Source organism: Nonomuraea sp. NPDC049480 (genome assembly GCF_044465905.1).
Classification (GTDB): domain Bacteria; phylum Actinomycetota; class Actinomycetes; order Streptosporangiales; family Streptosporangiaceae; genus Nonomuraea.
In genome coordinates, this window is the sequence record NZ_JBITMD010000003.1 from 171,044 (window position 1) to 196,640 (window position 25,597).

General features: G+C 67.9%; 24 protein-coding genes. 17 read left to right on the forward strand and 7 right to left on the reverse strand.

The features are described 5' to 3' along the window. The first annotated feature begins 26 nt into the window (after positions 1 to 26). On the forward strand, positions 27 to 449 hold the full coding sequence (locus tag ACIBX3_RS10590; protein WP_397115366.1) for a heme-binding protein: 423 nt from the start codon (positions 27 to 29) through the stop codon (positions 447 to 449). Positions 450 to 750: 301 nt separating this feature from the next. Here the strand turns inward: ACIBX3_RS10590 and ACIBX3_RS10595 are convergent, their stop codons facing one another. Further along, on the reverse strand, positions 751 to 1,743 hold the full coding sequence (locus ACIBX3_RS10595; RefSeq protein ID WP_397115368.1) for a MarR family winged helix-turn-helix transcriptional regulator: 993 nt from the start codon (positions 1,741 to 1,743) through the stop codon (positions 751 to 753). 258 nt (positions 1,744 to 2,001) lie between these two features. Between ACIBX3_RS10595 and ACIBX3_RS10600 the strand changes: the two genes are divergently transcribed. Beyond that, positions 2,002 to 3,147, forward strand: a complete 1,146-nt coding sequence (locus ACIBX3_RS10600; protein ID WP_397115370.1) for an ABC transporter substrate-binding protein — start codon at positions 2,002 to 2,004, stop codon at positions 3,145 to 3,147. A gap of 617 nt (positions 3,148 to 3,764) precedes the next feature. Here ACIBX3_RS10600 and ACIBX3_RS10605 read toward each other — a convergent pair. Then, positions 3,765 to 4,262 (reverse strand): NADPH-dependent FMN reductase, encoded by a 498-nt coding sequence (locus ACIBX3_RS10605; RefSeq protein ID WP_397116371.1) that lies wholly within the window; start codon positions 4,260 to 4,262, stop codon positions 3,765 to 3,767. On the opposite strand from ACIBX3_RS10605, the gene ACIBX3_RS10610 reads away from it, so the two are divergent. Beyond that, on the forward strand, positions 4,195 to 4,452 hold the full coding sequence (locus tag ACIBX3_RS10610; protein WP_397115371.1) for a hypothetical protein: 258 nt from the start codon (positions 4,195 to 4,197) through the stop codon (positions 4,450 to 4,452). The genes ACIBX3_RS10605 and ACIBX3_RS10610 overlap by 68 nt on opposite strands. Positions 4,453 to 4,512: 60 nt before the next feature. Here ACIBX3_RS10610 and ACIBX3_RS10615 read toward each other — a convergent pair whose 3' ends face one another. Then, positions 4,513 to 5,142, reverse strand: a complete 630-nt coding sequence (locus tag ACIBX3_RS10615) for a FadR/GntR family transcriptional regulator (protein ID WP_397115373.1) — start codon at positions 5,140 to 5,142, stop codon at positions 4,513 to 4,515. Positions 5,143 to 5,240: 98 nt separating this feature from the next. Here ACIBX3_RS10615 and ACIBX3_RS10620 point away from each other — a divergent pair, with 98 nt between their 5' ends. From ACIBX3_RS10620 to ACIBX3_RS10640, 5 genes are all read left to right on the forward strand, one after another. Continuing rightward, the gene (locus ACIBX3_RS10620; protein WP_397115375.1) at positions 5,241 to 6,575 is read left to right on the forward strand and encodes an SLC13 family permease; all 1,335 of its coding nucleotides are present in this window, start codon (positions 5,241 to 5,243) and stop codon (positions 6,573 to 6,575) included. Continuing rightward, positions 6,572 to 7,744, forward strand: coding sequence for a CaiB/BaiF CoA transferase family protein (locus tag ACIBX3_RS10625; RefSeq protein ID WP_397115377.1), 1,173 nt, complete (start codon positions 6,572 to 6,574; stop codon positions 7,742 to 7,744). The genes ACIBX3_RS10620 and ACIBX3_RS10625 overlap by 4 nt, the downstream gene beginning before the upstream one ends. Then, complete coding sequence (locus ACIBX3_RS10630) at positions 7,741 to 9,222, forward strand: carboxyl transferase domain-containing protein (protein ID WP_397115379.1); 1,482 nt, start codon at positions 7,741 to 7,743, stop codon at positions 9,220 to 9,222. The genes ACIBX3_RS10625 and ACIBX3_RS10630 overlap by 4 nt, the downstream gene beginning before the upstream one ends. A gap of 209 nt (positions 9,223 to 9,431) precedes the next feature. Then, positions 9,432 to 9,629 (forward strand): GntR family transcriptional regulator, encoded by a 198-nt coding sequence (locus ACIBX3_RS10635; protein WP_397115381.1) that lies wholly within the window; start codon positions 9,432 to 9,434, stop codon positions 9,627 to 9,629. A 262-nt stretch (positions 9,630 to 9,891) separates the two neighbouring features. Beyond that, the gene (locus ACIBX3_RS10640; protein WP_397115383.1) at positions 9,892 to 11,070 is read left to right on the forward strand and encodes an AAA family ATPase; all 1,179 of its coding nucleotides are present in this window, start codon (positions 9,892 to 9,894) and stop codon (positions 11,068 to 11,070) included. Positions 11,071 to 11,384: 314 nt separating this feature from the next. Here ACIBX3_RS10640 and ACIBX3_RS10645 read toward each other — a convergent pair whose 3' ends face one another. Further along, positions 11,385 to 13,616 (reverse strand): hypothetical protein, encoded by a 2,232-nt coding sequence (locus tag ACIBX3_RS10645; protein WP_397115385.1) that lies wholly within the window; start codon positions 13,614 to 13,616, stop codon positions 11,385 to 11,387. 601 nt (positions 13,617 to 14,217) lie between these two features. Further along, positions 14,218 to 14,844 (reverse strand): TetR/AcrR family transcriptional regulator, encoded by a 627-nt coding sequence (locus tag ACIBX3_RS10650; protein WP_397115387.1) that lies wholly within the window; start codon positions 14,842 to 14,844, stop codon positions 14,218 to 14,220. A gap of 158 nt (positions 14,845 to 15,002) precedes the next feature. Here ACIBX3_RS10650 and ACIBX3_RS10655 point away from each other — a divergent pair, with 158 nt between their 5' ends. From ACIBX3_RS10655 to ACIBX3_RS10675, 5 genes are all read left to right on the forward strand, one after another. After that, entirely contained in the window at positions 15,003 to 16,289 is a 1,287-nt protein-coding gene (locus tag ACIBX3_RS10655; protein ID WP_397115389.1) for a sugar ABC transporter substrate-binding protein, read from the forward strand. Between the two features lie 101 nt (positions 16,290 to 16,390). Continuing rightward, positions 16,391 to 17,245 carry a carbohydrate ABC transporter permease gene (locus ACIBX3_RS10660; RefSeq protein WP_397115391.1) on the forward strand — a complete coding sequence of 285 codons (855 nt, stop codon included), beginning with the start codon at positions 16,391 to 16,393 and terminating at the stop codon, positions 17,243 to 17,245. Position 17,246: 1 nt separating this feature from the next. Next, positions 17,247 to 18,122: a carbohydrate ABC transporter permease gene (locus ACIBX3_RS10665; protein WP_397115393.1), complete on the forward strand. Its 876-nt coding sequence runs from the start codon at positions 17,247 to 17,249 to the stop codon at positions 18,120 to 18,122. A 128-nt stretch (positions 18,123 to 18,250) separates the two neighbouring features. Further along, entirely contained in the window at positions 18,251 to 20,038 is a 1,788-nt protein-coding gene (gene uidA, locus ACIBX3_RS10670) for a beta-glucuronidase (RefSeq protein ID WP_397115395.1), read from the forward strand. Between the two features lie 74 nt (positions 20,039 to 20,112). Further along, entirely contained in the window at positions 20,113 to 20,265 is a 153-nt protein-coding gene (locus ACIBX3_RS10675; protein WP_397115397.1) for a hypothetical protein, read from the forward strand. Between the two features lie 103 nt (positions 20,266 to 20,368). On the opposite strand, the gene ACIBX3_RS10680 is transcribed toward ACIBX3_RS10675, so the two are convergent. Continuing rightward, positions 20,369 to 21,025 (reverse strand): GntR family transcriptional regulator, encoded by a 657-nt coding sequence (locus ACIBX3_RS10680; protein ID WP_397115399.1) that lies wholly within the window; start codon positions 21,023 to 21,025, stop codon positions 20,369 to 20,371. Positions 21,026 to 21,223: 198 nt separating this feature from the next. Between ACIBX3_RS10680 and ACIBX3_RS10685 the strand changes: the two genes are divergently transcribed. From ACIBX3_RS10685 to ACIBX3_RS10700, 4 genes are read left to right on the forward strand one after another with little or no spacing between them, the layout of a single operon-like run. Further along, on the forward strand, positions 21,224 to 22,582 hold the full coding sequence (locus tag ACIBX3_RS10685; protein WP_397115401.1) for an MFS transporter: 1,359 nt from the start codon (positions 21,224 to 21,226) through the stop codon (positions 22,580 to 22,582). 5 nt (positions 22,583 to 22,587) lie between these two features. Then, positions 22,588 to 23,421: a transketolase gene (locus ACIBX3_RS10690; protein ID WP_397115403.1), complete on the forward strand. Its 834-nt coding sequence runs from the start codon at positions 22,588 to 22,590 to the stop codon at positions 23,419 to 23,421. Next, positions 23,418 to 24,410, forward strand: a complete 993-nt coding sequence (locus tag ACIBX3_RS10695) for a transketolase family protein (RefSeq protein ID WP_397115405.1) — start codon at positions 23,418 to 23,420, stop codon at positions 24,408 to 24,410. The genes ACIBX3_RS10690 and ACIBX3_RS10695 overlap by 4 nt, the downstream gene beginning before the upstream one ends. A gap of 18 nt (positions 24,411 to 24,428) precedes the next feature. Beyond that, positions 24,429 to 25,190 (forward strand): SDR family NAD(P)-dependent oxidoreductase, encoded by a 762-nt coding sequence (locus ACIBX3_RS10700; protein WP_397115407.1) that lies wholly within the window; start codon positions 24,429 to 24,431, stop codon positions 25,188 to 25,190. Here ACIBX3_RS10700 and ACIBX3_RS10705 read toward each other — a convergent pair. Then, the gene (locus tag ACIBX3_RS10705) at positions 25,165 to 25,515 is read right to left on the reverse strand and encodes a thiamine pyrophosphate-binding protein (protein ID WP_397115409.1); all 351 of its coding nucleotides are present in this window, start codon (positions 25,513 to 25,515) and stop codon (positions 25,165 to 25,167) included. The genes ACIBX3_RS10700 and ACIBX3_RS10705 overlap by 26 nt on opposite strands. Between the last annotated feature and the right edge of the window lie 82 nt (positions 25,516 to 25,597).

Below are 25,597 nucleotides of genomic sequence, written 5' to 3' on the forward strand. Positions count from 1 at the left end.
TCGGTCATCAAGGAAGGGACCGCTCAATGCGAGAGCCGCTCAGCTACGAGATCGCGCACGGCGCCGCACTTGCCGCTCTGGAAGCAGGAAGGGCCGAGGGGCACAAGGTGTGCGCTGTCGTGGTCAACCGAAGTGGCGTCACGAAGGTTGTTCTCAGTGACGACGGCGTCGGCCTTCTCGGGGTGGAGACCGCGCGACGCAAGGCATACACCTCGGCCGTGAGTGGTGTCCCAACGGCTCAGTTCGCGGCCTTCGCCGCGTCCCCTCGGATGCAGGTGGCGCCTCCCCACTTGATCGATTCCAACCTTCTGCCGGTCGCCGGCGGCGTGCCGATCGTGACGGCCGATGGGGAGGTCATCGGCGCCATCGGCGTGGGCGGGGCGGACGACCTCACTGACGACCGCATCGCGAATCAGGCTCGCGATGCCGTCGTGGAGATCGTTGCGTAGGTCTTCTCCTGGTCGGTAAGGCGGTGATGTCGACCTCGCCGCAGTCGTCGCCACCCCTAGGCATGGTTGGCTCACGTGTGCCTGTCAGCGTGCCCGGCCTCGCATCGCCCGACCGCCGGCCGCCTTGAGACCGCCCGCGTCAAGGGCAAGGCCATCGGCGGGGTGCCGGTCTCCGACGACGACATGCTCGCCACCGCCCTCCGCCTGCGCGACACCGAGCAGCTGTCGCTGCGGGAGATCGCCTCCCGGCTGGTGATCCGCACCGGCAAGAAACGCGGCCGGCACCCCCCGCCCACCACCGTCATGCGGATGCTGCGCGAGCACGACGAGCAGATGGCCGCGATGCGGCTGATACCGGTTCATACTCGGGCCACCGTTCGCACAGCCGACGGAACCGGGTCTGCGCCTGACGGCGGTCAGGCATGCCGAGCGCAGCAGCGATCTGCTCCCAGGTCTGCCCGCGGGCGCGGGCGTGATCGATGAGCTGGAGTTCGGTGAAGTCGACATCGCTGCGGGCGTCGGAGATCAGAGCCAAGCCATCCGTGAGGTCCTCGCCGGCGAGCGGGCGCTCGTGGTCGTGCGGCCGGTCACCGGCACGGTCGCGACGGACCGCCGCGAGAAGCGTCTTCAGGGCATCGGCCCTGGTGACCGCCGCATTCCCTTCACCATGGCGTTGCGCCAGGCGGTGGCCCGCCTCGTTCGCGGCATCGTCACCGCCCGGCATCCGGAGGTCGTCGGCAGCCGCCACGACGTCATCATGATGATGACAGTGGTCTATGTCATCATCATGATGACACTCTGAGGCCTGCCCGCTCAGCGCAGGGATGTGATCCCGCCTCTTACGAATTCTGGGGGGCAGCAGCGCCGCGCAGATCCCTTCCAGCTCGTCAAGCTGCTGAGGGCTGAGCGCGTCGAAGACCGAGGAGCGCACCGCCGCCACATGCCCTGGGGCGATGGCCACAACCTTGGCGTATCCCGCATCGGTCAGTACGGCGACGTTGCCCCGTCCGTCCTCGGCGGCGCGCTCCCGGCGGACCCATCCCCGGCGCTCCAGATTCGCCACCACATGAGACAGTCGCGACGGAGAGCCGTTGGTCATGGATGCGAGCTCGGTCATGCGCATCGCCCGCCCCGGCGCCTCCGACAGCCTGGACAGGACCCCGTAGCCGAAGTGCGTCAGGTCGGCGTCACGCTGCAGCTGTGCCTCCACCTCGTCGGGCAGCACAACGAGCACGGCCGCGAAGAGCCGCCACACCCGCTCTTCACGCGCGGTCAACCACGGCACCTGTTCCATCACACCGACGATACGAGATCCTCGCCCCGGGCCTAGCCGGAGGTACGCACAAGAGCGGCGGATGCGCGCCGGCCTGGGCGTAGCGGCACGGGCCGGTGAGCGCGCACCGGGAAGTGTGACCGGCAGCATGTTGACGGTTCAAAAAGATAGCCATAGTGTACCAATGTTCTTGAGCCTTCAAGCATCGCTGTCCATGCCGCACGCTGTGGGCCAGGCCTGTGACGTTCGGCCGTCATTCAACGAAGAGGATTCGGTCCAATGACCCCATTCAGCAGGCGGCGGGTACTCGGCGCGGGTGCCGCGCTCGGTGCGGCGGCGCTGGGCACGTCGATCGCCGGCAGTGCCGCGGCGGCGACCGGTTACGACGCGAACACGACGTTCGGCCCCGTGCCGGAGGAGAAGAAGTCCCTCGACGAGCTGTACGCCGACGCCAGGCGCGAGGGTGGCGAACTCGTCATCTACGCCGGCGGCGACACCCCCGACCAGCAGGACGCCACCAAGCAGGCGTTCCTGTCCCAGTTCCCGGACATCAAGCTCACCTTGGTCGTCGACTACAGCAAGTACCACGACGTACGCATCGACAACCAGCTCGCCACCAACACGCTGGTCCCCGACTTGGTGCAACTGCAGACCCTGCAGGACTTCACCCGGTGGAAGAGGATGGGGGTGTTGCTGCCGTACAAGCCGGCCGGCTTCTCCTCGCTGTACCCCCAGTTCAGGGACCCGGACGGCGCATGGGTGAGCATCGCGGTCGTCGCCTTCAGCTACATGTACGACGACACCCTCGGCAGCGCCGCGCCCGCCACGCCGCGGGACCTGGTCGACCCACGCTGGCAGGGCGCCATCTCCTCCTCCTATCCCCATGACGACGACGCGGTCCTGTACCTGTACAAGCTCTACACCGATGCGTACGGCTGGGACTGGGTGCGCCGGCTCGCCGCGCAGAACGTGCAGTTCGGCCGCGGCAGCTTCACCCCGATCGTCGCGGTCGCCGGCAAGCAGAAGCTGATCGGCATCGGCGGCGCCGGCTCACTGACCGGGCCCATTGCACCCGGCGTACAGTGGGCCGCGCCGGACGGCCACCCGTTCATGGCGTGGGGGCAGCGGGCAGCGATCCTCGCCCGCGCCAAGCACCCCGCCGCGGCCAAGCTCTACCTGAACTGGTCCATTTCCCCCGGCGTGCAGGAGCACTCCTTCGACGGCTGGTCGGTACGGACCGACGTCACACCCGTCGGCGGGCTCAAGCCGATCTGGGAGTACCCGAACGCCCACCTCGACGGGTTCCCGCGCTTCATGGCCGACCGCGCCGAGGTCGAACGCTGGAAGCAGACCTTCGCCCTCTACTTCGGCGAGGTGCAGGGCGACCCCACGCCCGGCTCACTGGGGCTGCACCCCGGCCAATAGGCGGTAGTCCACGCCGGCCGGCCCGGCAGCGCCGTCGGCCTGGCCCTGCTCATCGACCTGGCCATCCCTGCGCCTGCCACGTCCAGCCGGCGGAGGGCCGCTGAGGACGCTCAGCGTGCCCGCCGACCAGCGCCCGCAGCACCTTGCCCGGGCACTACCAAGGCGCCGACATCGATGGCGCAGCACGCCGGCCAGGCAAGCCTCCGGCCCAGAAACCCCGATGGCGCCGCCGAAGATTCCTCGATCTCGGATCACCGTCAAGGAGGACAACTTGCCCGTGATCAAGACCCTGGGCAAAGAAATCGCCGACCCGCCCCAAGGCAGATCGGCGATCGAAGATGCTTCCCTTGTTCTGTGTGCCCCCGCGAGGGACCCAGAAGAAGGGAAGAAACCACGGCATCCCCTGACCAGGAAGTTTCCCTGGTCTCAGGCAGGTGGGGAGTCGACAGGCGAAGGCCGAGGCGGTCGGTGGGTTGCCGCGGCGGCGGTCGAGTTCGGCGCGATCCAGGGCGAGGCGGTGATCCTGGTGGCTGCTGCAGGACACCTCGCTGGTCTTTCCGAGTGGGGGTCAGGTCGTGTCGGCGGCCGGACGTCCCTCGTGCACCCTGCCGTCCGGGTTACGACGCCGCAGGGGTGCGCAGCGGGCGCAGGGCCTCGGTGACCCGGACGAGTTCATCGAGCATCGCCGTCGCGGAACTCGTCATGACGTCGTTCGGCACGAGGCCCGCTTCCTCGTCGAGGAACTGGTGCACGAAGGGGATGGCCACCGACTCGAAGACCGGCGTCATCTTGAGGGTGGTCACGACCTGCTTGATCATCTGCGCGGCCCGGGTGCCGGCGGAGACGCCGCCGTAGCTGACCAGGCCGACCGGCTTGTACTGCCACTCGCGGTGCAGGTAGTCGATGGCGTTCTTCAGTTCGGCGTTGTAGCCGAAGTTGTACTCCGGCATCGCGAACACGAAGGCGTCCGCCTCCGCGACCTTGGCGCTCCAGTCACGGGTGTGCTGGTGGGTGTACTTGCCCAGGCGCGGGTGGTGCGGCTCGTTCATGAACGGCAGGTTCGCCTCGGCCAGGTGCACCAGCTCGATCGGCGAACTGTACCTGACCGGGCTGATCGCGGATGAATTGGCACGGGATACCGAGCGGCTGGACTACCTCTACCAGCGTTACATTGAGCCGACGTTGGCCCTCGTCGTGCCGAGCATCGAGAGGTTGATGGCATCCGGGCGCATGGCACGGGTTCCGAACACTCGGTGGGATGCGCCTGGTGGCAGACGCACCGGTGGCCTGGCGGCGTGCGGTTAGGCGCCAAAGGTGCCCTAGCCAGGCGTCACAGGTGTCGGCGGCCGGTCGGCCTGCTGGTGGTCATCGTCCGAAAAGGTGTGCGCAGGCGGTTGCGGCGGCATCGCCGTCGCCGGCGACCACGGCGTGGGCGAGCGACTCCAGCCGGCAGGTCGAGACGATGGTTCCGTCTTCACGCGGCATGGCGCTCGACAGGAGATCGTCGAGGTCCGCCAGCAGGCCAGGACCGGCGAGCCGGCGTACGCGCTGCCAGACGTCGGCGAACTCGACGGGCCGGCCGTCCGGCCCCAGCAGGGCCAGGCGCAGGCTTCGGTCCGAGTGCGCGGCCGCGCCGCGGGCGAGCCCCGCCATCACGGCCGCGCGCGCCTGGGCGATCTCGACCGCGTCGCGGCCCTCCAGCAATGGCGGCAGGTCCGGATCCGCATCCTGTGAAGTGGGTGGGAGCACTACGGCGCCATTGCCGTGCTGCACCTCCACCCGGCCCTGGACCTCGAGCGCCACCAGGGCACGGCTCAGGGTCGCACGGCTGACGCCGAGCTCGGCGGCCAGCAGGCGTTCTGGAGGCAGCCGGTCCCCTGGGGAGAGCCCCTGGGCTTCGATGAAGCTGGCGATGTGGTCGGCGAGTTGCTCGTACAACCGCGGACGCTGAAGGCGAGCAGGTGTGGCGGTGGTCTGCTGACGCTTCTTGGTCACGGAAACAGTGTATTGACAATGAGGCTTGGTGGATCAGAGGCTAGGCCAATCCGGAAATGGGATCGTAACCGGGCAGTCACCCAACAGAGGAGGTCCCGGTGTCATCCGAAGTCGTCGCACTGGTCGTGCTGGTGCTGGTGTTCGTGGTAGCCGGTGTCAGATCCATCAACATGGGTGCGCTGGCCCTGGTGGCCGCGTTCGTCGTGGGCACCACCGTGTTCGGCGTGAAAGTGGCCGACGTGCTCGGCGGCTTCCCGGCGAACCTGTTCGTCATCCTGGTCGGGGTCACGTACCTGTTCGCGCTCGCCAAGAACAACGGGACCGTCGACTGGATCGTGCACAAGTCGATCGTCGCGGTCCGCGGCCGCGTCGCCCTGGTGCCGTGGGTGATGTTCGTGGTGTGCGCAGCGATCACCGCGATCGGCGCAGCCAGCCCGGCGGCGGTGGCCCTCGTGGCACCGGTGGCGATGGGTTTCGCGGCCCGGTACCGGATCAATCCCGTGCTGATGGGCCTGCTGGTGGTCCAGGGCGCTACGGGTGGAAGCTTCTCACCGATCGGCATCTTCGGCGCTATCACCACAGGCGTGGTCACCAAGAGCGGGCTTGCGAGCAGCCCGGCCATCCTGTTCCTCAGCGCGATGGGCGCGTGCGCGCTGATCAGCCTGATCGCCTTCGCTTTCCTCGGCGGCCGGGAGCTGCTTCGGCGCGGGCGCGAAGCAGCCGAGACCGAGGTCATGGTGCTCGCGGAGGCGGGTGCGGGGTCGGCCGCCGCGGGGCGCGAGCCGCGCCGCGGCTCTGGTCACGGGGGAACGGGCGATGACGCCCCTCCCAGGCTCGACGCACCCCGTGCGCTCACGCTGGCCGGCCTGCTCGCCCTCGGGGTGGGAGCCCTGGCCTTCGGACTGGACGTCGGCTTCCTCGCGCTGGCCGTGGCGGTCACGCTCACCCTGATCTTCCCCTCCGCCGCTCGGGGCGCGGTCGACAAGATCAGCTGGGGCACCGTGCTTCTCATCGGTGGCATCGTCACCTACGTCTCGCTGCTGGAGGAGCAGGGCACGGTGAAATGGCTGGGCGACGGCGTCGCGCACGTCGGCACCCCGCTGCTGGCCGCGTTCCTGATCTGCCTGATCGGCGCGGTGGTGTCCGCGTTCGCCTCCACGACGGGGATCCTCGGCGCGCTCATCCCTCTCGCCGTGCCGTTCCTGCAGACGGGGCAGGTCAGCGCGATCGGGCTGATCACGGCGTTGGCGATCTCGTCCTCGGTGGTCGACTGCAGCCCGTTCTCCACCAACGGCGCGCTCGTCGTCGCCAACTCCGACACCACGGTCCGCGACGAGGTGTTCAAACGCCTGATGGCCTGGGGCATGACCATCGTCGTGGTTGCGCCCGTGCTGTCCTGGGCCGCTCTGGTCCTGCCCGGATGGCTGGCATGAGCGCGGGGCCGCTGGCGGGATACGTCGTCGTCGACCTCACCAGAGCGCTCGCCGGGCCGCATGCCGGGATGATGCTGGGCGATCTCGGGGCTCGGGTGATCAAGGTGGAGTCGCCCGGCACCGGCGACGACACGCGCGGCTGGGGACCGCCGTTCGTGGCGGGCGAATCGACGTACTTCCTGTCCTGCAACCGCAACAAGCAGTCGATCGCGCTGGACCTGAAGGGCGAGGACGGCCGGGCGACTCTGGAGGCCCTGGTCCGCAAGGCGGACGTACTGCTGGAGAACTTCCGCACTGGCGTGCTGGACCGGCTCGGATTCACCACCACCCGGCTCCTCGAGCTGAACCCGCGGCTGGTGGTGCTCTCGATCACCGGGTTCGGGCACGACGGGCCGGAGGCGGGCCGGGCCGGCTACGACCAGATCGCGCAGGGGGAAGCGGGCCTGATGTCGCTGACCGGGTCCGGGCCTGATGATCCGCAGCGGGTGGGGGTGCCGATCGGCGACCTGCTGGCCGGCATGTACGGCGCGTTCGGCGTCGTGTCCGCGCTGCTGGAGCGGGAACGGACAGGACGGGGCCAAGTCGTGCGAACGTCCTTGCTCGCGAGCATCGTCGGTGTGCACGCCTTCCAGGGCACCCGGTGGACCGTCGCCGGCGAGCTCGGTCGCGCGCAGGGCAATCATCATCCGTCGATCGCGCCGTACGGGCTCTTCCGCTGCCGGGACGGCGCGGTGCAGATCGCAGTGGGGAGCGAGAGCCTGTGGCAGCGGTTCTGCGCGGGATTCGGGCTCGATCCGCAGGAGCAGGGGATGGCGGTGAACGCCGAGCGGGTGGCGGCCGGGCCGGCTCTGGTGGCGCGGATCGAGGAGGTTTTCGCCGGTTTCGATGGCGATGAGCTGCTGGCGCGGCTCGCCGAGATCGGCGTGCCCGCCGGCCGCGTACGCGGCCTGGACGAGGTGTACGCGTGGGAGCAGACCCGCTCGCAGGGGTTGCTCATCGAGGTCGAGCACGCTCACCTTGGGACGGTTGCGCTGCCGGGGCCGCCGTTGCGGTTCTTCGAGGAGGCCGGGCCGGACGGAGAGCGGGAGACCACCCGCGCCGACCATGCCGCCCCGCCCTTGCTCAACGCCGACGAGCCGGCGATCCGATCCTGGCTGGAGGGCACGTGACCCGGCTGACCGCGCGCGAGCTGATCGAGCTCGCGGTCGACGGCTTCGAATGCTGGGACCAGCCGCTCGGCCCGGCGACCGATCCCGACGTCGCCGCGGCGCGCGAGCAGACCGGCCTGGACGAGGCCGTGATCACCGGAGCGGGCCTGCTTCGCGGCCGCCGCGTCGCGGTGATCGCCTGCGAGTTCGGCTTCCTCGCCGGATCCATCGGGGTCGCCACGGCCGAACGCCTGGTGGCCGCGGTGGAGCGGGCCACCAGGGAGCGGCTTCCGCTGCTGGCGGCGCCGACCTCCGGCGGCACCAGGATGCAGGAGGGTACGGTCGCGTTCCTGCAGATGGTGAAGATCACCGCGGCGATCGTGCACCACAAGGCCGCGGGCCTGCCGTACTTGGTCTATCTGCGGAATCCGACCTTCGGCGGCGTGTTCGCCTCATGGGGCTCGCTCGGTCACATCACGGTCGCCGAGCCGGGCGCGCGGATCGGCTTCCTCGGCCCGCGCGTCTACCAGGCCCTGTACGGTGAGCCGTTCCCGGAAGGCGTCCAGGTCGCGGAGAACCTGTACCGGCACGGCCTCATCGACGCCGTGCTGCCGCCCGAGGCACTGGCCGACGTCGCCGACCGCGCGCTGCGCATCCTGCTCCCGCGTGCGGACAGCCCGCCGGAGGCCGCGGACCCGCTGGAGGAGTCCTTGCCCGACGTGCCCGCCTGGGAATCGATCACCATCTCCCGGCGGCCCGACCGGCCCGGCGTCCGGCAACTGCTCCGGTACGCCGCAACGGACGTGCTGCCGCTGTACGGAACCGGCACAGGGGAGAAGGACCCCGGCCTGCTGCTGGCGCTGGCCCGCTTCGGCAACGCGCCGTGCGTGCTGCTCGGCCAGGACCGGCGGGGCCAGACGGCCACGAGCCCGATGGGACCGGCCGCGCTCCGCGAGGCGCGCCGCGGCATGCGACTGGCACACGAGCTCAACCTGCCGCTTGTCACAGTCATCGATACTCCGGGCGCGGCCTTGTCCAGCGAGGCGGAGGAGGGCGGGATGGCCGGAGAGATTGCCCGCTGCCTGGCCGAACTCGTCACCCTCGAAGCGCCGACGCTTTCCTTGCTGCTCGGGCAGGGCAGCGGCGGAGGCGCCCTCGCGCTCATCCCGTGTGACCGGGTGCTCGTTGCGCAGCACGGCTGGCTCTCCCCGCTGCCTCCGGAGGGCGCGAGCGCCATCGTCCACCGCGACACGCGGCAGGCTCCTCAGACGGCGGCGGCGCAGGGCGTCCGGTCCGCCGACCTGCTCGCCAACGGCATCGCCGACCGGATCATCCCCGAGTATCCCGACGCCGCCGATGAGTCGCAGGAGTTCTGCCGGCGGGCGGGGCGCGCACTCGAACGCCAACTCCTCCAAGTGCTGCGGGCCGACCCCGCCGAGCGCCTCGCCGCCCGCCTCAAGCGCTATCGCGCCCTCGGCACCGCCGGTCGCCCGGCCTGACCCGCCGCCCTGCCGGCCCTGACTCGGCCGTCCTCCTGAGAGGGATCCCGTCGCGCGGCTGAAAGGGTGTGCCACTCCCGGCGCGAGCAAGGATCGGTGAGCAGCCGGTGCCGCCATTGGACCCGCGTGCTTTGCCCCTGAGGCCACGACGACGCCACTGCGGCGCCCGGCGAATTGCCAGGGGGAGTGATCAGTGACGGCACAGGAGGTTGTCGGCGACGTTTCCAGGTGGTGGCGCATGGCGTCTTGAGCGCTTCCGGGTCGCGGTCGCGCAGGGCTTCGAAGTCCTGGTGGTCGTCGCTTCGGCCGCCGCGGTCGAACTGGCCACCGGGCTCGGCATCAGCAGGGGAACCGTCCGAGAGGCACTGCGCCACCTGGAACAGGAGGGACTCGTCAGCGCCGGGTAGCGCGGGATGCTCGGCGTGAACGAAGCAGGCCTCGGGGTTTCGGCCCGCCCTGCTCTGGTCGAAGCGGTCATGATGTCCTCCGTTCGGTGTCCTGTCGACACAACCTGTCGGCCGCGGCGCGGGGGTGAGCGTGCGCTCTGCCTGGTCGGGCGACATGGTCGACGGGGCCACGGCCGTCCGAGCCCGAACCGCCCTCCACCGCGCCGGCCGGCCGTGGATTCTGGCCGCCCGCCGACGCTCGAGCCGGTCGTACGATCGGGGCATGCTGCATGGCCGGGAGCGGGAGTGCGGGCTCATCACGCGGCTGCTTGACGACGCGCGCGACCGGCGCAGCGGCGTCCTGGTCGTGCGCGGCGAGGCGGGCATCGGGAAGTCAGCGCTGCTCGACTTCGCCGCCGCGCGGGCGCGCGGCATGCGGGTGTTGCGGGGCGGCGGGGTCGAGTCGGAGTCGGAACTGCCGTACGCCGCCGCGCACCAGCTGCTGCGGCCCGTCGCGGACCGGGTCGCGGCGATCCCCGTGCAGCAGGGCGCTGCGTTGCGAGGGGCGTTCGGGATGGGGGACCCGGTGGGCGCGGACCGGTTCCTGGTCTCGGTGGCGGTGCTGAGCCTGCTGTCTGAGGTGGCCGAGGAACGACCGTTGTTGTGCCTGGTGGACGACGCGCACTGGCTGGACGGGGCGTCCGCCGACGCGCTGGCGTTCGTGGCGCGGCGGCTGGAGGCCGAAGGGGTCGCGCTGGTGTTCGCGGTGCGTGACGACGGCACGGACTCCGGTCCCGCCCCGGCGGGCCGGCCCTTGGCGAGGCTGCCCGAGCTGCGGCTGCGCGGCCTGGAGCCGGACGCCGCGCGGGCACTGCTGGCCGAGCGCACGGCCGTGGCGCTTGCGCCCGAGGTCGCCGACCTGCTGGTGTCCAGCACCGCGGGCAACCCGCTCGGCCTGCTGGAGCTGCCGGGCTCGCTGTCGGCCGAGCAGCTCGCCGGGGCGCATCCCCTGCCGGAGCGGCTGCCCGTCGGCGCCGTGGTCGAGCAGGTGTTCCTGGCCAGGGTGCGGCGGCTCCGGGCTCCGGCGCAGACCCTGCTGCTGGTCGCGGCGGCCGAGGAGAGCGGCGACGTCGGCCTCGTCCTGCGTGCGGCGCAGGCCTTGGGCGTGGTGCCGGACGCGCTCGACGAGGCCGAGATCGCCGGTCTGGTACGGGTGGACGGCGCCATAACCTTCCGCCACCCCCTCGTCCGCTCCGCCGTCTACCGGGGCGCGACTTTCCTGCAGCGCCGCGCGGCCGAACAGGCCCTGGCCGCCGTGCGCCCGATCACTACCGCCGCGACAGAGCCTGGTACGGAGCCTGCCTCGCACGCGCCCAGGCCATCCAAGGTGACGCCGAAGCCGCAGTCGCCACGGCTCTGCATGTCGTCCCGGACGCTACGGCGCTCAATGCCTACGCCGTGACCGAACTCCGTCGCACCGCCCATGACCTTGCCACGGCAGGCGCTACCGGTGCTCAGGCGATCAAGGACTCCTTGACCAGCTCAAAAGCGTAGCCGGTGTCCCTGCTGTCCCCGCTGTCCCTCGCACCCTTTCGAAGTGCGGATATCCACGGAGCCAACGGGGGACAGGTCGGGACAGAGATGTCAGTGCTGTCCCTGGATACTGCTGGAACACGGTCCCCGGCGGTACCGGCGCCCCCTGGTGTTTCAGCACTTGCGCATGGTGGCCCTGCGGTCTTGGCCTCTCGGCCGATCAATCCGCGTTGCGGCGGACGTTTAGGTTAGGTATCCCGGAACGTGTAGTCCCCAGCTGTACCGAAAATCATCGATCAGTCGTGCGGCGAGTTCGGGGTTGACTCCAAACGCTAGGCGTGCTGAGGCCATGTAGTTGAAAGTAGCAGGGTAGGCTTCATCATCTGTAGCCGTGGCAACGTTATGGTTGGCGAGCTTTTGGTTGAAAACATCACTTACCGTTAAGCAGAAATATATGTAAGTCGCTAATTCTTTCCGAAGAGCCTGCGCCGTTTCTGCTTCGTCCTCGGTGCTGGAACTTAGTTCGTCGAGTAGGTCTTCTATCGGCACGGCAGATCTGATGTCGTGAGCCAGGCGATGAAACTGCCGTAGTAGTGCAGTCGCATCCCTGGCGGCAGGATTTGTGAGTGCCGCTACAGTTTTGCCATAAATTTCGTTCCTGGCGATTCGCTCCGAGATTTCGGCTAGTGACGACTTCTCGCTCCCGATCCGGATAACTTGCCGAGCTACCCGAATTAGATCGCGTGCTAGGCCGCCAGATAGTACGTGACACAGGGCTACATACGGTTCGGTTAACCCTATAACGCGTTCGTAGAGAAGTCGGCGAGACTCAGCGTACGTAAGCGGTGCGACTCGGATGATCTCATCAAAGGCGCTATCGAAAACATCTCTCAATGGAAAACCTCGGCGCTCGAAGGCCATAAGAGCATCATCCGACACCGATACGAGGAAGTACACGTTGGGTACTCCAAAGACGCTCTTGATTTCATTGAGAAATCTCTCAACCTGCTCGCCGGAGCCTATCTTATCTAGCTCATCGACGCCGATGAAAAGCTGGTCATCCGTCTGGCGAAGATGACGGCCTACGGTCTCTGTGAAGGCGCGGAACTCTCGGACGAGTTCGGGATAGGTGTACGGCTGCTCTGCGCTTGCGTAACCGTGTGATGCTTGCACCTCTAGCCCTATACCGAGCTTGAGGCCTCCACTCCACCCCGATGTGCGTGTCTGGAGATAGCGAATACGCTTTAAGTTGCGCTTCGCACGTGAGCGAAGCCGTCGCTCCGCACGGAAGGATAATTCGCGTACCAGGATGTTGCGCACGTCGCGATATGTGGTCCAGGTCACGACAGAGAGTCCGAGTGTGATGGCTGCTAATGATAGAAATGGTGACAAGTTGGCGTAGAATCCGACGAGCAACAGCACTACCGTCCAGAGCAGCTTGAACGTAAAGACGCCAAGGCCGTAGATCGTGTCAGCGACTAGCCATAGCATGCGTTTACTCCACGTGATTTGACGCTTCCATGCTGTCTGTCGCCGTTTCCAGCTGCGTCTCGGATGGCGGAAGCGCGAATGGACTGCCCGGCATAAGGCCGCAAATAGATAAAGAACAAACTCGCGGGCTACGTAATCGACCGGTGCAGATACGAGGCAGCTCACGTCGCTTGGGTAACTGAGGTTCCCGACCCGGCAATAGGCGCGTATTAGGGCGGACTTGCCTGCGCCACGCTGTCCCGCGATCCCGATGCTTCCGCCTTGTAGCATCTCGACAAGTTCGTCAACCCGCTCATATGCTGACGTAGATACATAATATTCAGTTCCATGTAGGTCGCTCAGTCCAGGGCTTGAGGTGACGGCGAACTGTTGCGTAAGTCGATCCTCGCGTGCCTCATTTATGGCGAGGCGTAGCAGCCGGATAATGAGTCCACTCGTGTGCACTCTGCTGATGAGGGTGGCGCGTGTCTTCTTCAAGACCGCAGCAGCATCGTGATCGTATATTTTTAGAAGCGCACTTACGCCGCGCTCATGAGAAAGCGCGGTCTTTGCGCCCATCGCTAGGCCAGCCAAGAGTAATGCCATAAGTCCCAGATCGCGGACGGAGCTGAAGAAGGTAAGCCAAATGCTAAGAAATCCTCCGAGCATTATCATGAGGAATCCTGTCGCGCTGGCCCATTTGGCAACTCGCTGCAGAAGTCCCGTGTGCATATCTTGTGAGGCTCGGTCGATGAATTCCTGCACTGTGGTGTTGAACTGATTAAGTGCCCTTTTGTAGGCGCGATAGCCCTGAACTTCGTTGATGGGAAGATCTAGGAGCATGCTCAAAGAAATGGTTTTTAGTCGTTGTTGGTTAATGGCGAGATCTTGGGATGCCGACTGAATTTCGTCTGTAAAAAGCTCTGCCAGTACGAGCCTCTCCAGCGATCTTCTTAGGCGGGGGTCGCGAGAGAGCCAATGAGCTGGAGCGTTCGATTCGGGCACGGGTGCCTCACGGCTTAATTCGAGTTTGGGATGACCGTAGCTGGGGTCAGCGAGTCAGCAATAGGCTCGCACATGCCAATCCGGTACTCGATGTCTTTCGGACAAAGGTACATAGACATACCTCTAGCGCCATGGCCAATCTGGCCGATCTGGTCGCTTAGCTCGCAGTCGAGAGGTCGTTCACCCTTGGGCTGCTCGACATCGGCAGGACGCAGGGGCGTTGCGGGCCGTGCTGATGAAGGAGGCGGTGTCTCAGATGAGTGACGTTCTGCGTGACAACGGCCGCAGATCAAGATGGACGTCAGCGAACGTTGGCGGCCCGTCGTCGCAGGCGGCGGTCTTTCCACTCCCGAGGCGAGACAGTGTTCGAGTTGCCTGGCGCCGTACTGGTTGAAGGTGACACATGTGCTGGAAGCGCGCGGCTGCTGCTGAGCGTATCCCTGCGAGAGGATTACTCGCATACGCCGACGCTCACTTGGCCTGCGCGCCGGCCCTTGTGCGCCTCTCGGGGTCCTCGGTGGCAATCTCCGGGTGCGCCGGCAACGCCCGCCACAGCGCAGCTGTGCCCCCGGCTCGGCTCCATGTTGGGACGGATCAGTGTCTACGCGCCGAGGGGGGCGTGTGGACCCAGCAGGTCCTTCAACGCGGCCGTCATCGCGGCGACGAGATCGCGGTGCGGGTCGATGAGCCACTGGAGCTGGAGTCCGTCCCATAGAGCCACGAGAGACCCGGCGATGCCCCTGGGATCCCTGGCGTTGGAGATACGGCCCTCGTCCTGGTCCCGGCGAACGGCGATCGCGATCAGGCCGATCATCCTCTCGTACCTGTCACGGAACCACTCATGCGCCGGATGGTCCGGAGCCGACGACTCCGCGGCCATGAGGGCAAGCAGCCTCAGCATCTCCGGCCGTTCGAGGTTCCGGCGAACGTACTGCAGCACGGCATACGCCACACCCTCCTTCTGGCTGTCCACTTCGAAGGAGCCGGCGTGCGCGGAGTCGGCGTTCTCGAGGACGGCCACGAGCAGCGCGCTCTTGCTGGGGAAGTGATGGACGACGCTGGTCAGGCTGAGGTCGAGCTGCTTCGCGATCTCCCGCAGCGACCCGCCCCGGTAACCGCGTGCCGAGAAGACGGATGTCGCGGAGGCGACGATCTCGGCTCGGCGGCGCGCGCTCTTGGCGTAGGGGCCCCGCCGAGTGCCTGGTCGACTCGCCGTCTCATCGGTCATGGCACCAACCCTATGGGTCCTTGCGGTTACGCCGGTGAATTCACGGCAAAGAAAATGTAGCAACTGTTCGGTTTTTGAGGTAGCGTCTCGCTCACCCACACCACGGCGTACGGAAGAAGCGGTGACGCTTCCCTCGGGTGGAGAGGAACGAGACATCGATGTTCACCTCAACTGTTGCGAAGACACTCGTCGGCGGGCTGGCCGTCGCACTGCTACTGACCGGCTGCGGCCGGTCAGAAGCCCGGCCGACGCAGGCCGCGGCGGGCGCCCCCATTGACACCGAACCCCCCGGCGGCACCATCACGGTGTGGGCGATGGGAACGGAGGGCGAGCTTCTGCCCAAGCTGGCCGCCCAGTTCAGCCAGGCGAACCCCGGCGTGAAGGTGCAGGTGACAGCGGTTCCCTGGCAGGACTATGCCAAGAAGGTGCAGACGGCGATCGCCTCAGGAGACACTCCTGACGCCACCATGGTGGGGGCGGTGGACCTCGCGGCGTTCGCGTCCACGGGCGGGCTGGACAAGGTTCCGTCCGGCCTCGTCGACTTCAGCGTCTTCTACCGCGGCGCCGTCCAGAGCACCACCTTCGAGGGAGCCGAGTACGGCGTCCCCTGGTACGTGGAAACCCGCTCTCTGTTCTACCGCAAGGACATGGCGCAGGCCGCCGGAGTCTCCGCACCCAAGACCTGGGACGAGTACGGCCCGTTCCTCAAGGCCCTGCAGAAGCAAGGGGCCAAGTGGGGGCTGTCCCTGCCCACCGGAGCCACGGGGACCTGGCAGGGCGTCGTGCCGTTCATGTGGCAGGCCGGAGCCCAGGTCATGAACGAGGACGGGACCACGTTCACCTTCGACACGCCGGAGGCGCTCAAGGGACTGGAGTTCTACCGGTCGTTCATCGCGTCGAAGATCTCCAGCCCGAACGGCCCGGTGAGCCTGGGAGAGATCGAGCCGCAGTTCGTCGCCGGGTCCACTGCCGCGCTCATCTCCGGCCCCTGGGAGGTGAACCTGCTGAAGGCCGCCGGCGGTGCGTCCTTCGTCGACGACAAGGTGGGCATCGCGCCGCTCCCGTCGGGACCGAAGTCCAACGCCGGCTACATCGGCGGTGGACAGTGGGCGGTGTTCAAGGACGCCAAGAACCGTCAGGGCGCATGGAAGTTCATCCGGTGGATGGCCAGTCCTGACGTCCAGAAGACCTGGTACGACCTGTCCGGAGACCTGCCCGCCGTCGAGTCGGCCTGGAACGAGGGGAAGCTCGCGACCGACGCGACTCTGGCCGTGTTCCGTACCCAGCTGAAGACGGCACAGCCTGGACCGAACACCACGACATGGCGGCAGGTCACCGCGGTCCTGGATGCCGAGTTCGAAAAGGTCGCCAAGGGCGTCTCCTCGCCGCAAGCGGCTCTGCGGGAGATCCAGAAAAAGGCGTCGGCGATCGGAACCGGAGCGTAGGGATGATCTCTCTCGCCTCCGTGAAATCCGCACCGAGCCAGGCTGCCGGCCCACGCCGGACGGGGCCACCGGGAGCCGTAGCAGGACGCGCCCGGCGCACATTGATCGCGTGGGCCTTCTGCGCACCCTTCGTCGCGCTGTTCGCCACCTTCGGCGTATGGCCGGTCCTCTCCTCGCTGTCGATGAGCGTCACGGACATCACGGCCCGGGACATACGGACCCCCTTCAGCGTCGACTTCGTGGGCCTTGCGCACTACACCGAGCTCTTCGGGGATCCGACCTTCCTGCGGGCGGCTCTCAACACGCTCTACTTCGTCGCCGTGGGAATCCCGCTGACGATGATCATCGCCCTGGCCCTCGCCGTCGCGCTCAATTCCGGGATCCGGCGCGCGAAGGGATTCTTCCGGGTCGCCTACTTCGCGCCCGTGGTGACCAGCATCGTGGCGATAGCGGTGGTGTGGAGGTACCTCTACGAGCCGGACGGAATGATCAACTCCGTCCTTGCCGTCGTGGGAATCCACGGGCCGGACTGGCTGAACGACCCCGACTGGTCCATGCCCGCGCTCATCCTGATGGCGGTCTGGCGCCACTTCGGCATCCCTATGGTGATCTTCCTGGCCGGACTGCAGTCCATCCCCGAGGACCTGCTCGAGGCGGCTCGCGTTGACGGCGCCACCCGCCGGCGCGCCTTCCGCAGTATCACCCTGCCGCTGCTCAGGCCGGTCACGCTGGTGGTCGCCGTGCTGCTGAGCATCGGTTACCTGCAGTTCTTCGAGGAGCCGTTCGTGATGACGAGTGGTGGCCCGCTGGACAGCACCACATCGATCAGTTACTACGCCTACGAGCAATTCGGCTTCGGCAATTACGGTATGGCCGCCGCCGCCTCGTACGTGCTGGTGGCCGCGATCGCGCTGCTCAGCCTCGTTCAGTTCCGTATCTTCCGAGCGAAGGCATGACATGACCACCACGACCGTGAGCACCGCTGCGGCCGCGTCCGGCCTCAGCGCACACCGGCCCATCCGGCCCGCCCGCATCATGCTCTACGGCGCCCTCACGTTGGGCCTCCTCGCGACGCTGGCACCGTTCGCGTGGATGTTCCTGGGGTCGATCAAACCGACAGGGGAGATCGTCGCGCATCCGAGCGTCTGGCTGCCCCGTTCTCCGACGCTCGGCAACTTCGAACAGTTGCTGTCGAAGCAGAACTTCGCGGTGTACTTCTTCAACAGCACGCTGGTCGCCGTGACATGTGTCGCGGGAAATCTGCTCTTCTGCTCCATGGCGGGGTACGCCTTCGCGAAGATGGAATTCGCCGGGAAACGCCTCCTGTTCGGCCTCGTCCTCACGATGCTGATCGTCCCAGGCGTCACCACTTTCGTGCCGCTCTTCGTCCTGGTCAGCAACATGGGACTGAGCAACTCCTATCTCGGGTTGATTCTGCCCTTCCTCGTGACACCGCTCGGCGTGTTTCTCATGCGCCAGTTCATCCAGGACATTCCGGATTCTCTCGTCGAAGCGGCCCGCCTGGACGGCGCCGGTGAAACACGCATCTTTCTCAGGGTCATCGTCCCGCTCTGCCGGCCTCCTCTGGCGACACTGGCGATCCTGACCTTCCTCGGGCAGTGGAACAACTTCCTGTGGCCGCTGGTGATCGCGCAGACCGAAGACCATTACACGCTGCCGGTCGCGCTCGCCCTGTTCTCGGTGGGCGCCAACGGCACCAACTACGGTCTGCTGCTCGCCGGCGCGGTCACCGTCGTCACCCCGATCGTGCTGCTCTTTCTGTTCCTCCAGAAACAGTTCATCCAGGGCATCGCCAACACCGGCATCAAATAGGACGGAACACCCGTCACAGCGAGCAGCCGAACGTTCACCTGCTCGACCGATCCGCCCCACCGCTGCCCGCCACCCAGCGACGACTCGACCACCGCCTGACCACCGCACGGAGAAAAGGAGAACCGACCATGCTTCGCCCGCAGGACGGTCCCACCCGCGAACGCCGCTCTCTAGCCGGCTTGTGGAGGTTCCGGCTGGACGCGGAGGGAGCCGGCCGCACCGAAGGCTGGTGGCGCTCGCCCATCGCGAGGGCCGTGGACATCCCGGTACCGGCCAGCTACAACGACATCTACCCCGAGGCGACGGTCCGGGACCACGTTGGCGACGCCTGGTACCAGACGAGCGTGTGGGTACCGGCCCGGTGGGCAGGGCAGCGCATCGTCCTGCGGTTCGACGCCGCGACCCACCGCGCGACCGTCTGGGTCAATGACACCGAGGTCGCCGAACACGAAGGCGGCTACACCCCGTTCGAAGCGGATGTCACCGCACACGTGCGACCGGGAGCCGAGAACCGCGTCACCGTCGTGGTCAACAACGAACTGAGCTGGGCGTCGATCCCGCCGGGCACCATCGAGGAGCGTCCCGACGGCCGTCGGGTGCAGCGCTACCTTCACGACTTCTTCAACTACGCGGGCCTGCACCGGCCGGTCTGGCTCTACACCACGCCTCCGGCGCACATCAGCGACATCACCGTGACCACGGCCTTCGACGACACCACCGGCGTGATCGGTTACCAGGTGGACAGCACCGGGGAGGCGGACTCACTCCGTGTGTCGCTGCGCGACGCCTCCGGCGCCGAGGTGGCCGCTGCCGCCGGCGCGGTCGCCACGTTGCGCGTGCCTGACGTACATCCATGGGCGCCCGGCGACGGCTACCTCTACGAACTCGAGGTCTCACTGCTCAGCGCATCCGGGGAGGTCGTCGACGGCTACCGCCAGCCGGTGGGCGTGCGCACGGTGGAGGTACGCGGGAGGCAGTTCCTGATCAACGGAACTCCCTTCTACTTCAGGGGGTTCGGCAAGCACGAGGACGCGGCGGTGCGCGGCAAGGGCCACGACGACGCGCTGATGGTGCATGACTTCGCCCTGCTGGAGTGGATCGGCGCGAACTCCTTCCGCACCTCGCACTACCCCTACGCGGAGGAGGTCCTCGACTACGCCGACCGGCACGGCGTGGTCGTCATCAGCGAGACCGCGGCCGTCGGGCTCAACCTCAACATCGGCGGAGGTGTCTTCAACTCCGGCAAACGCGTGTCCACATACTCCCCGGACACGATCGGCGAAGACGCCCAGCGCGTCCACCTGCAGGCGATCCGGGAACTGGTGGCCCGCGACAAGAACCATCCCAGCGTCGTGCTGTGGTCCGTGGCCAACGAACCCGACAACGTCCAGCCCGAAGCGCGCGACTACTTCGCCCCACTCGCCGCGGAAACCCGCCGCCTTGACCCCACCCGGCCCGTGGCCTACGCCAACGCGCTGCTCGCGCCGCCGGACCAATGCGTGATCACCGACCTGTTCGACGTCGTCCTGCTCAACCGTTACTACGGCTGGTACTTCGGTCCCGGCGACCTGGAAGCGGCCGAGACCGCACTGGAGGCCGAGCTGCGGCAGTGGGCGGAGACGCACGGCAAGCCCATCGTCATCACCGAGTACGGCGCCGACACCTACCCCGGCCTGCGCAGCATCGTGCCCACCCCGTGGACCGAGGAGTACCAGGCCGACCTGCTCGACGTGTACCACCGGGTCTTCGACCGGGTCGACGCGGTGGTGGGCGAACAGGTCTGGAACTTCGCCGACTTCGCCACCACCGCGGGCGTCTTCCGCGTCGACGGCAACAAGAAAGGTGTCTTCACGCGCGACCGCCGTCCCAAGACCGCGGCCTTCCACCTGCGCGCCCGCTGGCGCAAAGACGAGTAAGTTTCTTCAGCCTGGCCTGATCGGCGCCGGTATCGAGTGCGGCGTGGACGCGCAGCCCGGTCCGGGTCGCGATCATGAGCCACGACGCCGCCCAGCTGCCCCGCATCATGTCGCACACCCGGCACGCACCGATCGTCGACGCGATCGAGGCCGCTGACGTGACCGCCGCCGTGCGAGTGGTGCGGGAGCACATGACAGCCGCCGCAGACCGCTACGGCGCCCAGTGACTCCATGACAGCTCCGCCATTTCACGTGGCGAACGCGATGACGTCGATGCGGGAGTGGGCCCGTCTTCCGTGAACAGGCGCTGCCTCTCAGCGGTCGTCGTGCTCACACGCCCGCGTAGAGTTCGGCCGCCGCGGCCATGTGGTCTTCGACGACCCTGACCGCGGCGGGCACATCACCGCTCTCGATCGCGTCGACGATGGGCGCGTGCCGGTCGTGGGACATCATCTCGGGCAGCTGGGCGGCGTCGTGGCTCATGATCGCGACCCGGATGCGCCCTTCCAGGTGCTTCCAGCTCTCGACCAGCATCGGGTTGTCGGCGAGCTCGCAGAGCAGCAGGTGGAATCCGAGGTCGGCGGCCACGCGCTGGGGGAAGTCGGCGTCGTGGTCGGACAGCCGGGTCAGGGCCGAGCGCAGGGTCTTCACGGCGGTGTCGCGGTGAGGGGAGTTGATGACGGTCGCCACGGCCAGTCCTTCCAGGGCGGCCCGCACCTGGTAGAGCCCTCTGATCTCCTTGGCGGTCAGGGTGTTGACGCGGAGCATGCCCCGGCGCCCGGGAGTGACGAGTCCTTCCTGCTGCAGATGGCGCAGCGCCTCGCGGACGGTGCCTCTGCTGATGCCAAGGCGGGCGGCCAGCTCGACCTCTCCGAGATGATCACCCGGCCGGTATTGCCCGGAAGTGATCGCCGACCGCAGGGCCTGCAGCGCGCGCTCGCGCAACGTGCTGCGGTCCAGGCTGGGCAGAGGTTCGACGCTGGTCACGCACTCTCCTTTGTGGTTGGCGATCCCCATCGTAGTCCGGTGTCGCGACACGTGGCGACTGTCAACAGTCCGATCGATCCCCTTGACAGGAGCGGGCGATGCGGGTCACGCTCTCAATTGCTGACTGTTAACAGTCGGCATATGATCCACGTGAGGAACGGGCTCCGGCCTTCCTCTCACCCCCCAGGGAGCACTGAGATGGCTGACGCGAAGGTCACCCCATGGCATCCGGTCGACGGCACACCGGAGAAGAAGAAGGTCGCCCTCGGCACCTCGATCGGCGCGACCATCGAGACATACGACTTCATCGGCTTCGGCACGGCCGCCGCCTTGTACTTCAACCAGGTCTTCTTCCCGGCGAGCGATCCGCTGTCGGGCACCTTGCTGTCCTTCGCGACCTTGGGGATCGGGTTCGCGGTGCGGCCGCTCGGCGGGATCGTGGGCGGCTACCTCGGTGACAAGATCGGGCGCAAGCCCGTGCTGGTCGGCTCCCTGCTGCTGATGGGCATCGCGACGGTGCTCATCGGGGTGCTGCCGACGTACCAGCAGGTAGGGGTCTGGGCGGGGATCCTGCTGGTGGCGGTGCGGGTGGTGCAAGGGCTGGCGTTCGGCGCCGAGTGGGGCGGCGCGATCCTCATGTCCTTCGAGCACGCGCCGTGGCGCCGGCGCGGCCTCTACACCGGCATCACCCAGGCGGGCTTCCCGGTCGGGCTGCTGCTGGCCAACCTGGCCTTCCTGGTGAGCGTGCCACTCGGCGATCAGTGGGCGTGGCGGGTGCCGTTCCTGCTCAGCGTCGTCCTCATCGTCGTCGGGATCGTCATCCGGCTCAAGATCGAGGAGTCGCCGGAGTTCGAGGAGTTGAAGGAAGAAGGCGAGATCGCCAAGAACCCGCTGCTGGAGGTGCTGCGGGACGACTGGCGCACCGTGCTGCGCGCCTTCTGCCTGCGCATCACGGAGACCGCCGGATACGCCGTCACGGTGACCTTCATGCTGTCGTACCTGGCGAGCGAGAAGCTGGCGGACAGGTCGGTCAGCCTGACCGGGCTGATGCTGGCGGCCGGGCTCGGGATCGCCGCCACGACGTCCTGGGGCGCGCTGACGGACCGGGTCGGGCGCCGCCCGGTCTATCTGCTGGGCACCGCCATCACGCTGCTCTGGGGCTTCCCTCTGTTCCTGCTGGTCAATACGGGGACTGCGGCCTGGATCGTGGTCGCGTTCGTGGTCAGCTACGCGGTCTGCCAGAACTCGCTGGCCGGGGTGCAGGGGGCGTGGTTCTCGGAGCTGTTCGCGACCAAGACCCGCACCACCGGGGCGTCGCTGGCCTACCAGCTCTCAGCCGTCGTCTCCGGGTTCACTCCGCTGCTGGCGACGGCCCTGTACGCGTCGTTGGGCTGGGCCGGGCCCGCCGCGCTGCTGAGCGGCTACGGACTGCTCGGTCTGCTCGCCGCGCTGATCACCCAGGAGACCTGGGGGCGGAACGAACGCGAAAGGGTGGCGGAGCTCGAGCAAGCGTCGCGCACGGAAACGATCACCTACGAAAGGGGAGCGGCACAGTGACGTCGATGACCAAGAAGCGGGTCGACGGGCTGCGGGCGTCCGCACACCGGATCCGGCGGTACGCGCTGGACATGGGCGAAGTCCAGGGCCAGGGGTACATCGGCCAGGCACTGGGCGTCGCCGACATCCTCGCCGTCGTGTACGGAAGACGGCTGCGCTTCCGTCCGGACGACCCGCAATGGCCGGGCCGGGACCGGTTCCTGCTGTCGATCGGCCACTACGCCATCGCGCTGTACGCCGCGCTCGCCGAGTACGGCGTCATCCCCGTCGAGGAACTGGCGACGTACGGCTCCGACGACTCGCGGCTGCCGATGTCGGGGATGGCGTCGTACACGCCCGGCATGGAGATCTCCGGCGGCTCGCTGGGCCACGGCCTCGCGGTGGCCGGCGGCATGGCCCTCGGCCTGCGCCACACCGGCAACTCGGCCAAGGTATTCAACCTGCTGTCCGACGGCGAGCTCGACGAGGGCTCCACCTGGGAGGCCGCGCTGGCCTGCGCGCACCACGGCCTCGACAACGTGACGGCGATCGTCGACGTCAACGGGCTGCAGGCGGACGGGGCCACCGCGGGCGTGCTGCGAACCGAGCCGGTGGCCGACAAGTGGCGGGCCTTCGGCTGGCACGCGCTGCGGGTCGACGGCAACGACATCCCCGCGCTGCTGGCCGCCTTTGACGAGGTGGGCGAGCACCGGGGCTCGCCGTCGGTGGTGATCTGCGACACCCGCATCGGACGCGGGGTGCCGCTGCTGGAGAACCGCGACAAGGCGCACTTCATGCGCGTGGAAGAGCACGAGTGGCAGATCGCCCGCGACCAGCTCCAGGAGGGCTCGCACCGATGACCACGGCCAAGAGGCTGACCACGTCGGCGATGATCGCCTCGTTCGCCGACCCCGGCCAGCGCACCACATCGGCTCCCTTCGGGCACGCGCTGGCCCGCCTGGCCGAGCAGCGCCCGGAGATCGTCGGCCTGTCCGCGGATCTGGCCAAATACACCGACATGCATGTCTTCCGCGACGCACACCCCGGGCGGTTCTTTCAGATGGGCATGGCCGAGCAGGCGATGCTCGGGGCGGCCGCCGGGCTGGCCGAGGTGGGACTGGTGCCCTTCGCCTCCACCTATTCGGTGTTCGCCACCCGCCGCGCCTACGACTTCCTCTGCCTGGACATCGCCGAACCCGGGCTCAACGTCAACGTCGTCGGCGCCCTGCCGGGGCTCACCACCGGCTACGGGCCCAGCCACCAGGCCACCGAGGACCTGGCCATCCTGCGCGGCTGCCCCGGCCTCACCATCGTCGACCCGTGCGACGCCGTGGACATCGAACAGGCCGTGCCCGCGCTCGCCGCCACCCCGGGCCCCACCTACCTGCGGCTCCTGCGCGGGGCCGTGCCCAGGATCCTCGACGAGTACGACTACCGCTTCGAGCTCGGCAAGGCCGCCGAGCTGCGCACCGGTCGCGACGTCGTGCTCATCTCCACCGGGCTGATGACCATGCGCGCCCTGCAGGCCGCCTCCCGGCTGGAGGCCGACCACGTCGACGCGGCCGTGCTCCACGTGCCGACCGTCAAACCCCTCGACACCGAGGCCGTCCTGCGCGCGGCCCGTACCGGCCGCCTCGTCGTCACCCTGGAGAACCACAGCGTCGTCGGCGGGCTCGCCGAATCCGTCGCTTCCACCCTCACCTTCGCCGGCGTGGGCGCGCGCGTCGTCCCGATCGCTCTGCCCGACGCGTTCCTGGCCGCGGGCGCCCTGCCCACCCTGCACGACCGCTACGGGCTGTCCACCGACGCCATCATCGCCACGATCCGGGCCGAACTGGCCCGTTCCTGATCCCTCGGGGGAACGCTCATGTCAATCTCCGACCTGACCGCCATCGTCACCGGCGCGGGCTCCAGGCGCGGCATCGGCCGCGCCACCGCACACGCCCTCGCCGCCACCGGCTGGAACCTCGCCATCCTCGACCTGGACGAAGCCGGCGCCAAGGAAACCGCCGACCAGGTCGCCCACCGCCACGGCGTGCAGGCGCTCGGCCTCGGCTGCGACATCACCGACGAGACCTCCGTCGAAGCCGCGATGGCCCACCTCGACGCCTCAGCGCCTCCCGCCGGCGCCCTCGTCAACAACGCCGGCATCACCTCACCGATCCCGTTCCTGCAGGTCACCGGCACGGAATGGGACCGCGTCTTCGCCGTCAACGTACGCGGCGCCTACAACATCACCCGCCGCGTCGCCGCCACCATGGCCGAGCGCGGCTTCGGACGGATCGTCTTCCTGTCGTCGGTATCGGCCGAGCGCGGCGGCGGCGTCTTCGGCGGTGTGGCCTACTCCGCCGCCAAGGCCGCCCAGCTCGGCTTCGCCAGGGCCCTGGCCCGCGAGCTCGGCCCGGCCGGCGTGACCGTCAACGCCGTCGCACCCGGGCTCATCGACACCGACATCACCGGCGGCGCCCTGGACGACGAGCGCAAGGCGCGGCTCCTGGCGGGGACGCCCGTGGGACGACTGGGCAACGTCGAAGACGTCGCCGACCTCATCGCGTACCTGTGCCGGGAGGAGTCCGGCTACATCACCGGCGCCACCTACGACGTCAATGGCGGCTCCCACATCCACTGACCCCGGGAGTGCCCGCGCCTGACGTGACGCGCTGGAGCAGCACCGGTGCCTGGGGACCCTTCGGGGACCACACGCTGCGCGCGTGTCCGAACAATGCGCCCAGCCCGGCCGCCGAGTGCAGATTCACCAGCGCCGGGCGGCCGGTGGCCTGGGCATAGCCGTCGGCCATGGCCAGAACCGCCCCTTCGTGCAGCCCGAGCACGTAACGGAAGTCGGCTGGGAAGCCGTCCAGGAAGGGCAGCTCGTTCGATCCGGGATTGCCGAATACGGTCGTCAGCCCCCAGGTACGCAGCAGGTCGTAGGTGGTCTCGCGCACGGTCGGCATGTGCCGTCCTCCAAGCGATGACCGCTCACGTCCGGTGCCTCAGGTGGCAGATGTCCCTTCGTCCTGACCTGAGGCCAGGACG

Coding starts and splice junctions, on each gene's coding strand:
- ACIBX3_RS10590 (WP_397115366.1), top strand. CDS start 27: ATGCGAGAGCCGCTCAGCTACGAGATCGCGCACGGCGCCGCACTTGCC.
- ACIBX3_RS10655 (WP_397115389.1), top strand. CDS start 15,003: ATGTTCACCTCAACTGTTGCGAAGACACTCGTCGGCGGGCTGGCCGTC.
- ACIBX3_RS10600 (WP_397115370.1), top strand. CDS start 2,002: ATGACCCCATTCAGCAGGCGGCGGGTACTCGGCGCGGGTGCCGCGCTC.
- ACIBX3_RS10650 (WP_397115387.1), bottom strand. CDS start 14,844: ATGACCGATGAGACGGCGAGTCGACCAGGCACTCGGCGGGGCCCCTAC.
- ACIBX3_RS10665 (WP_397115393.1), top strand. CDS start 17,247: ATGACCACCACGACCGTGAGCACCGCTGCGGCCGCGTCCGGCCTCAGC.
- ACIBX3_RS10700 (WP_397115407.1), top strand. CDS start 24,429: ATGTCAATCTCCGACCTGACCGCCATCGTCACCGGCGCGGGCTCCAGG.
- ACIBX3_RS10685 (WP_397115401.1), top strand. CDS start 21,224: ATGGCTGACGCGAAGGTCACCCCATGGCATCCGGTCGACGGCACACCG.
- ACIBX3_RS10695 (WP_397115405.1), top strand. CDS start 23,418: ATGACCACGGCCAAGAGGCTGACCACGTCGGCGATGATCGCCTCGTTC.
- ACIBX3_RS10610 (WP_397115371.1), top strand. CDS start 4,195: ATGAACGGCAGGTTCGCCTCGGCCAGGTGCACCAGCTCGATCGGCGAA.
- uidA (WP_397115395.1), top strand. CDS start 18,251: ATGCTTCGCCCGCAGGACGGTCCCACCCGCGAACGCCGCTCTCTAGCC.
- ACIBX3_RS10595 (WP_397115368.1), bottom strand. CDS start 1,743: ATGGAACAGGTGCCGTGGTTGACCGCGCGTGAAGAGCGGGTGTGGCGG.
- ACIBX3_RS10625 (WP_397115377.1), top strand. CDS start 6,572: ATGAGCGCGGGGCCGCTGGCGGGATACGTCGTCGTCGACCTCACCAGA.
- ACIBX3_RS10705 (WP_397115409.1), bottom strand. CDS start 25,515: ATGCCGACCGTGCGCGAGACCACCTACGACCTGCTGCGTACCTGGGGG.
- ACIBX3_RS10690 (WP_397115403.1), top strand. CDS start 22,588: ATGACCAAGAAGCGGGTCGACGGGCTGCGGGCGTCCGCACACCGGATC.
- ACIBX3_RS10675 (WP_397115397.1), top strand. CDS start 20,113: ATGAGCCACGACGCCGCCCAGCTGCCCCGCATCATGTCGCACACCCGG.
- ACIBX3_RS10640 (WP_397115383.1), top strand. CDS start 9,892: ATGCTGCATGGCCGGGAGCGGGAGTGCGGGCTCATCACGCGGCTGCTT.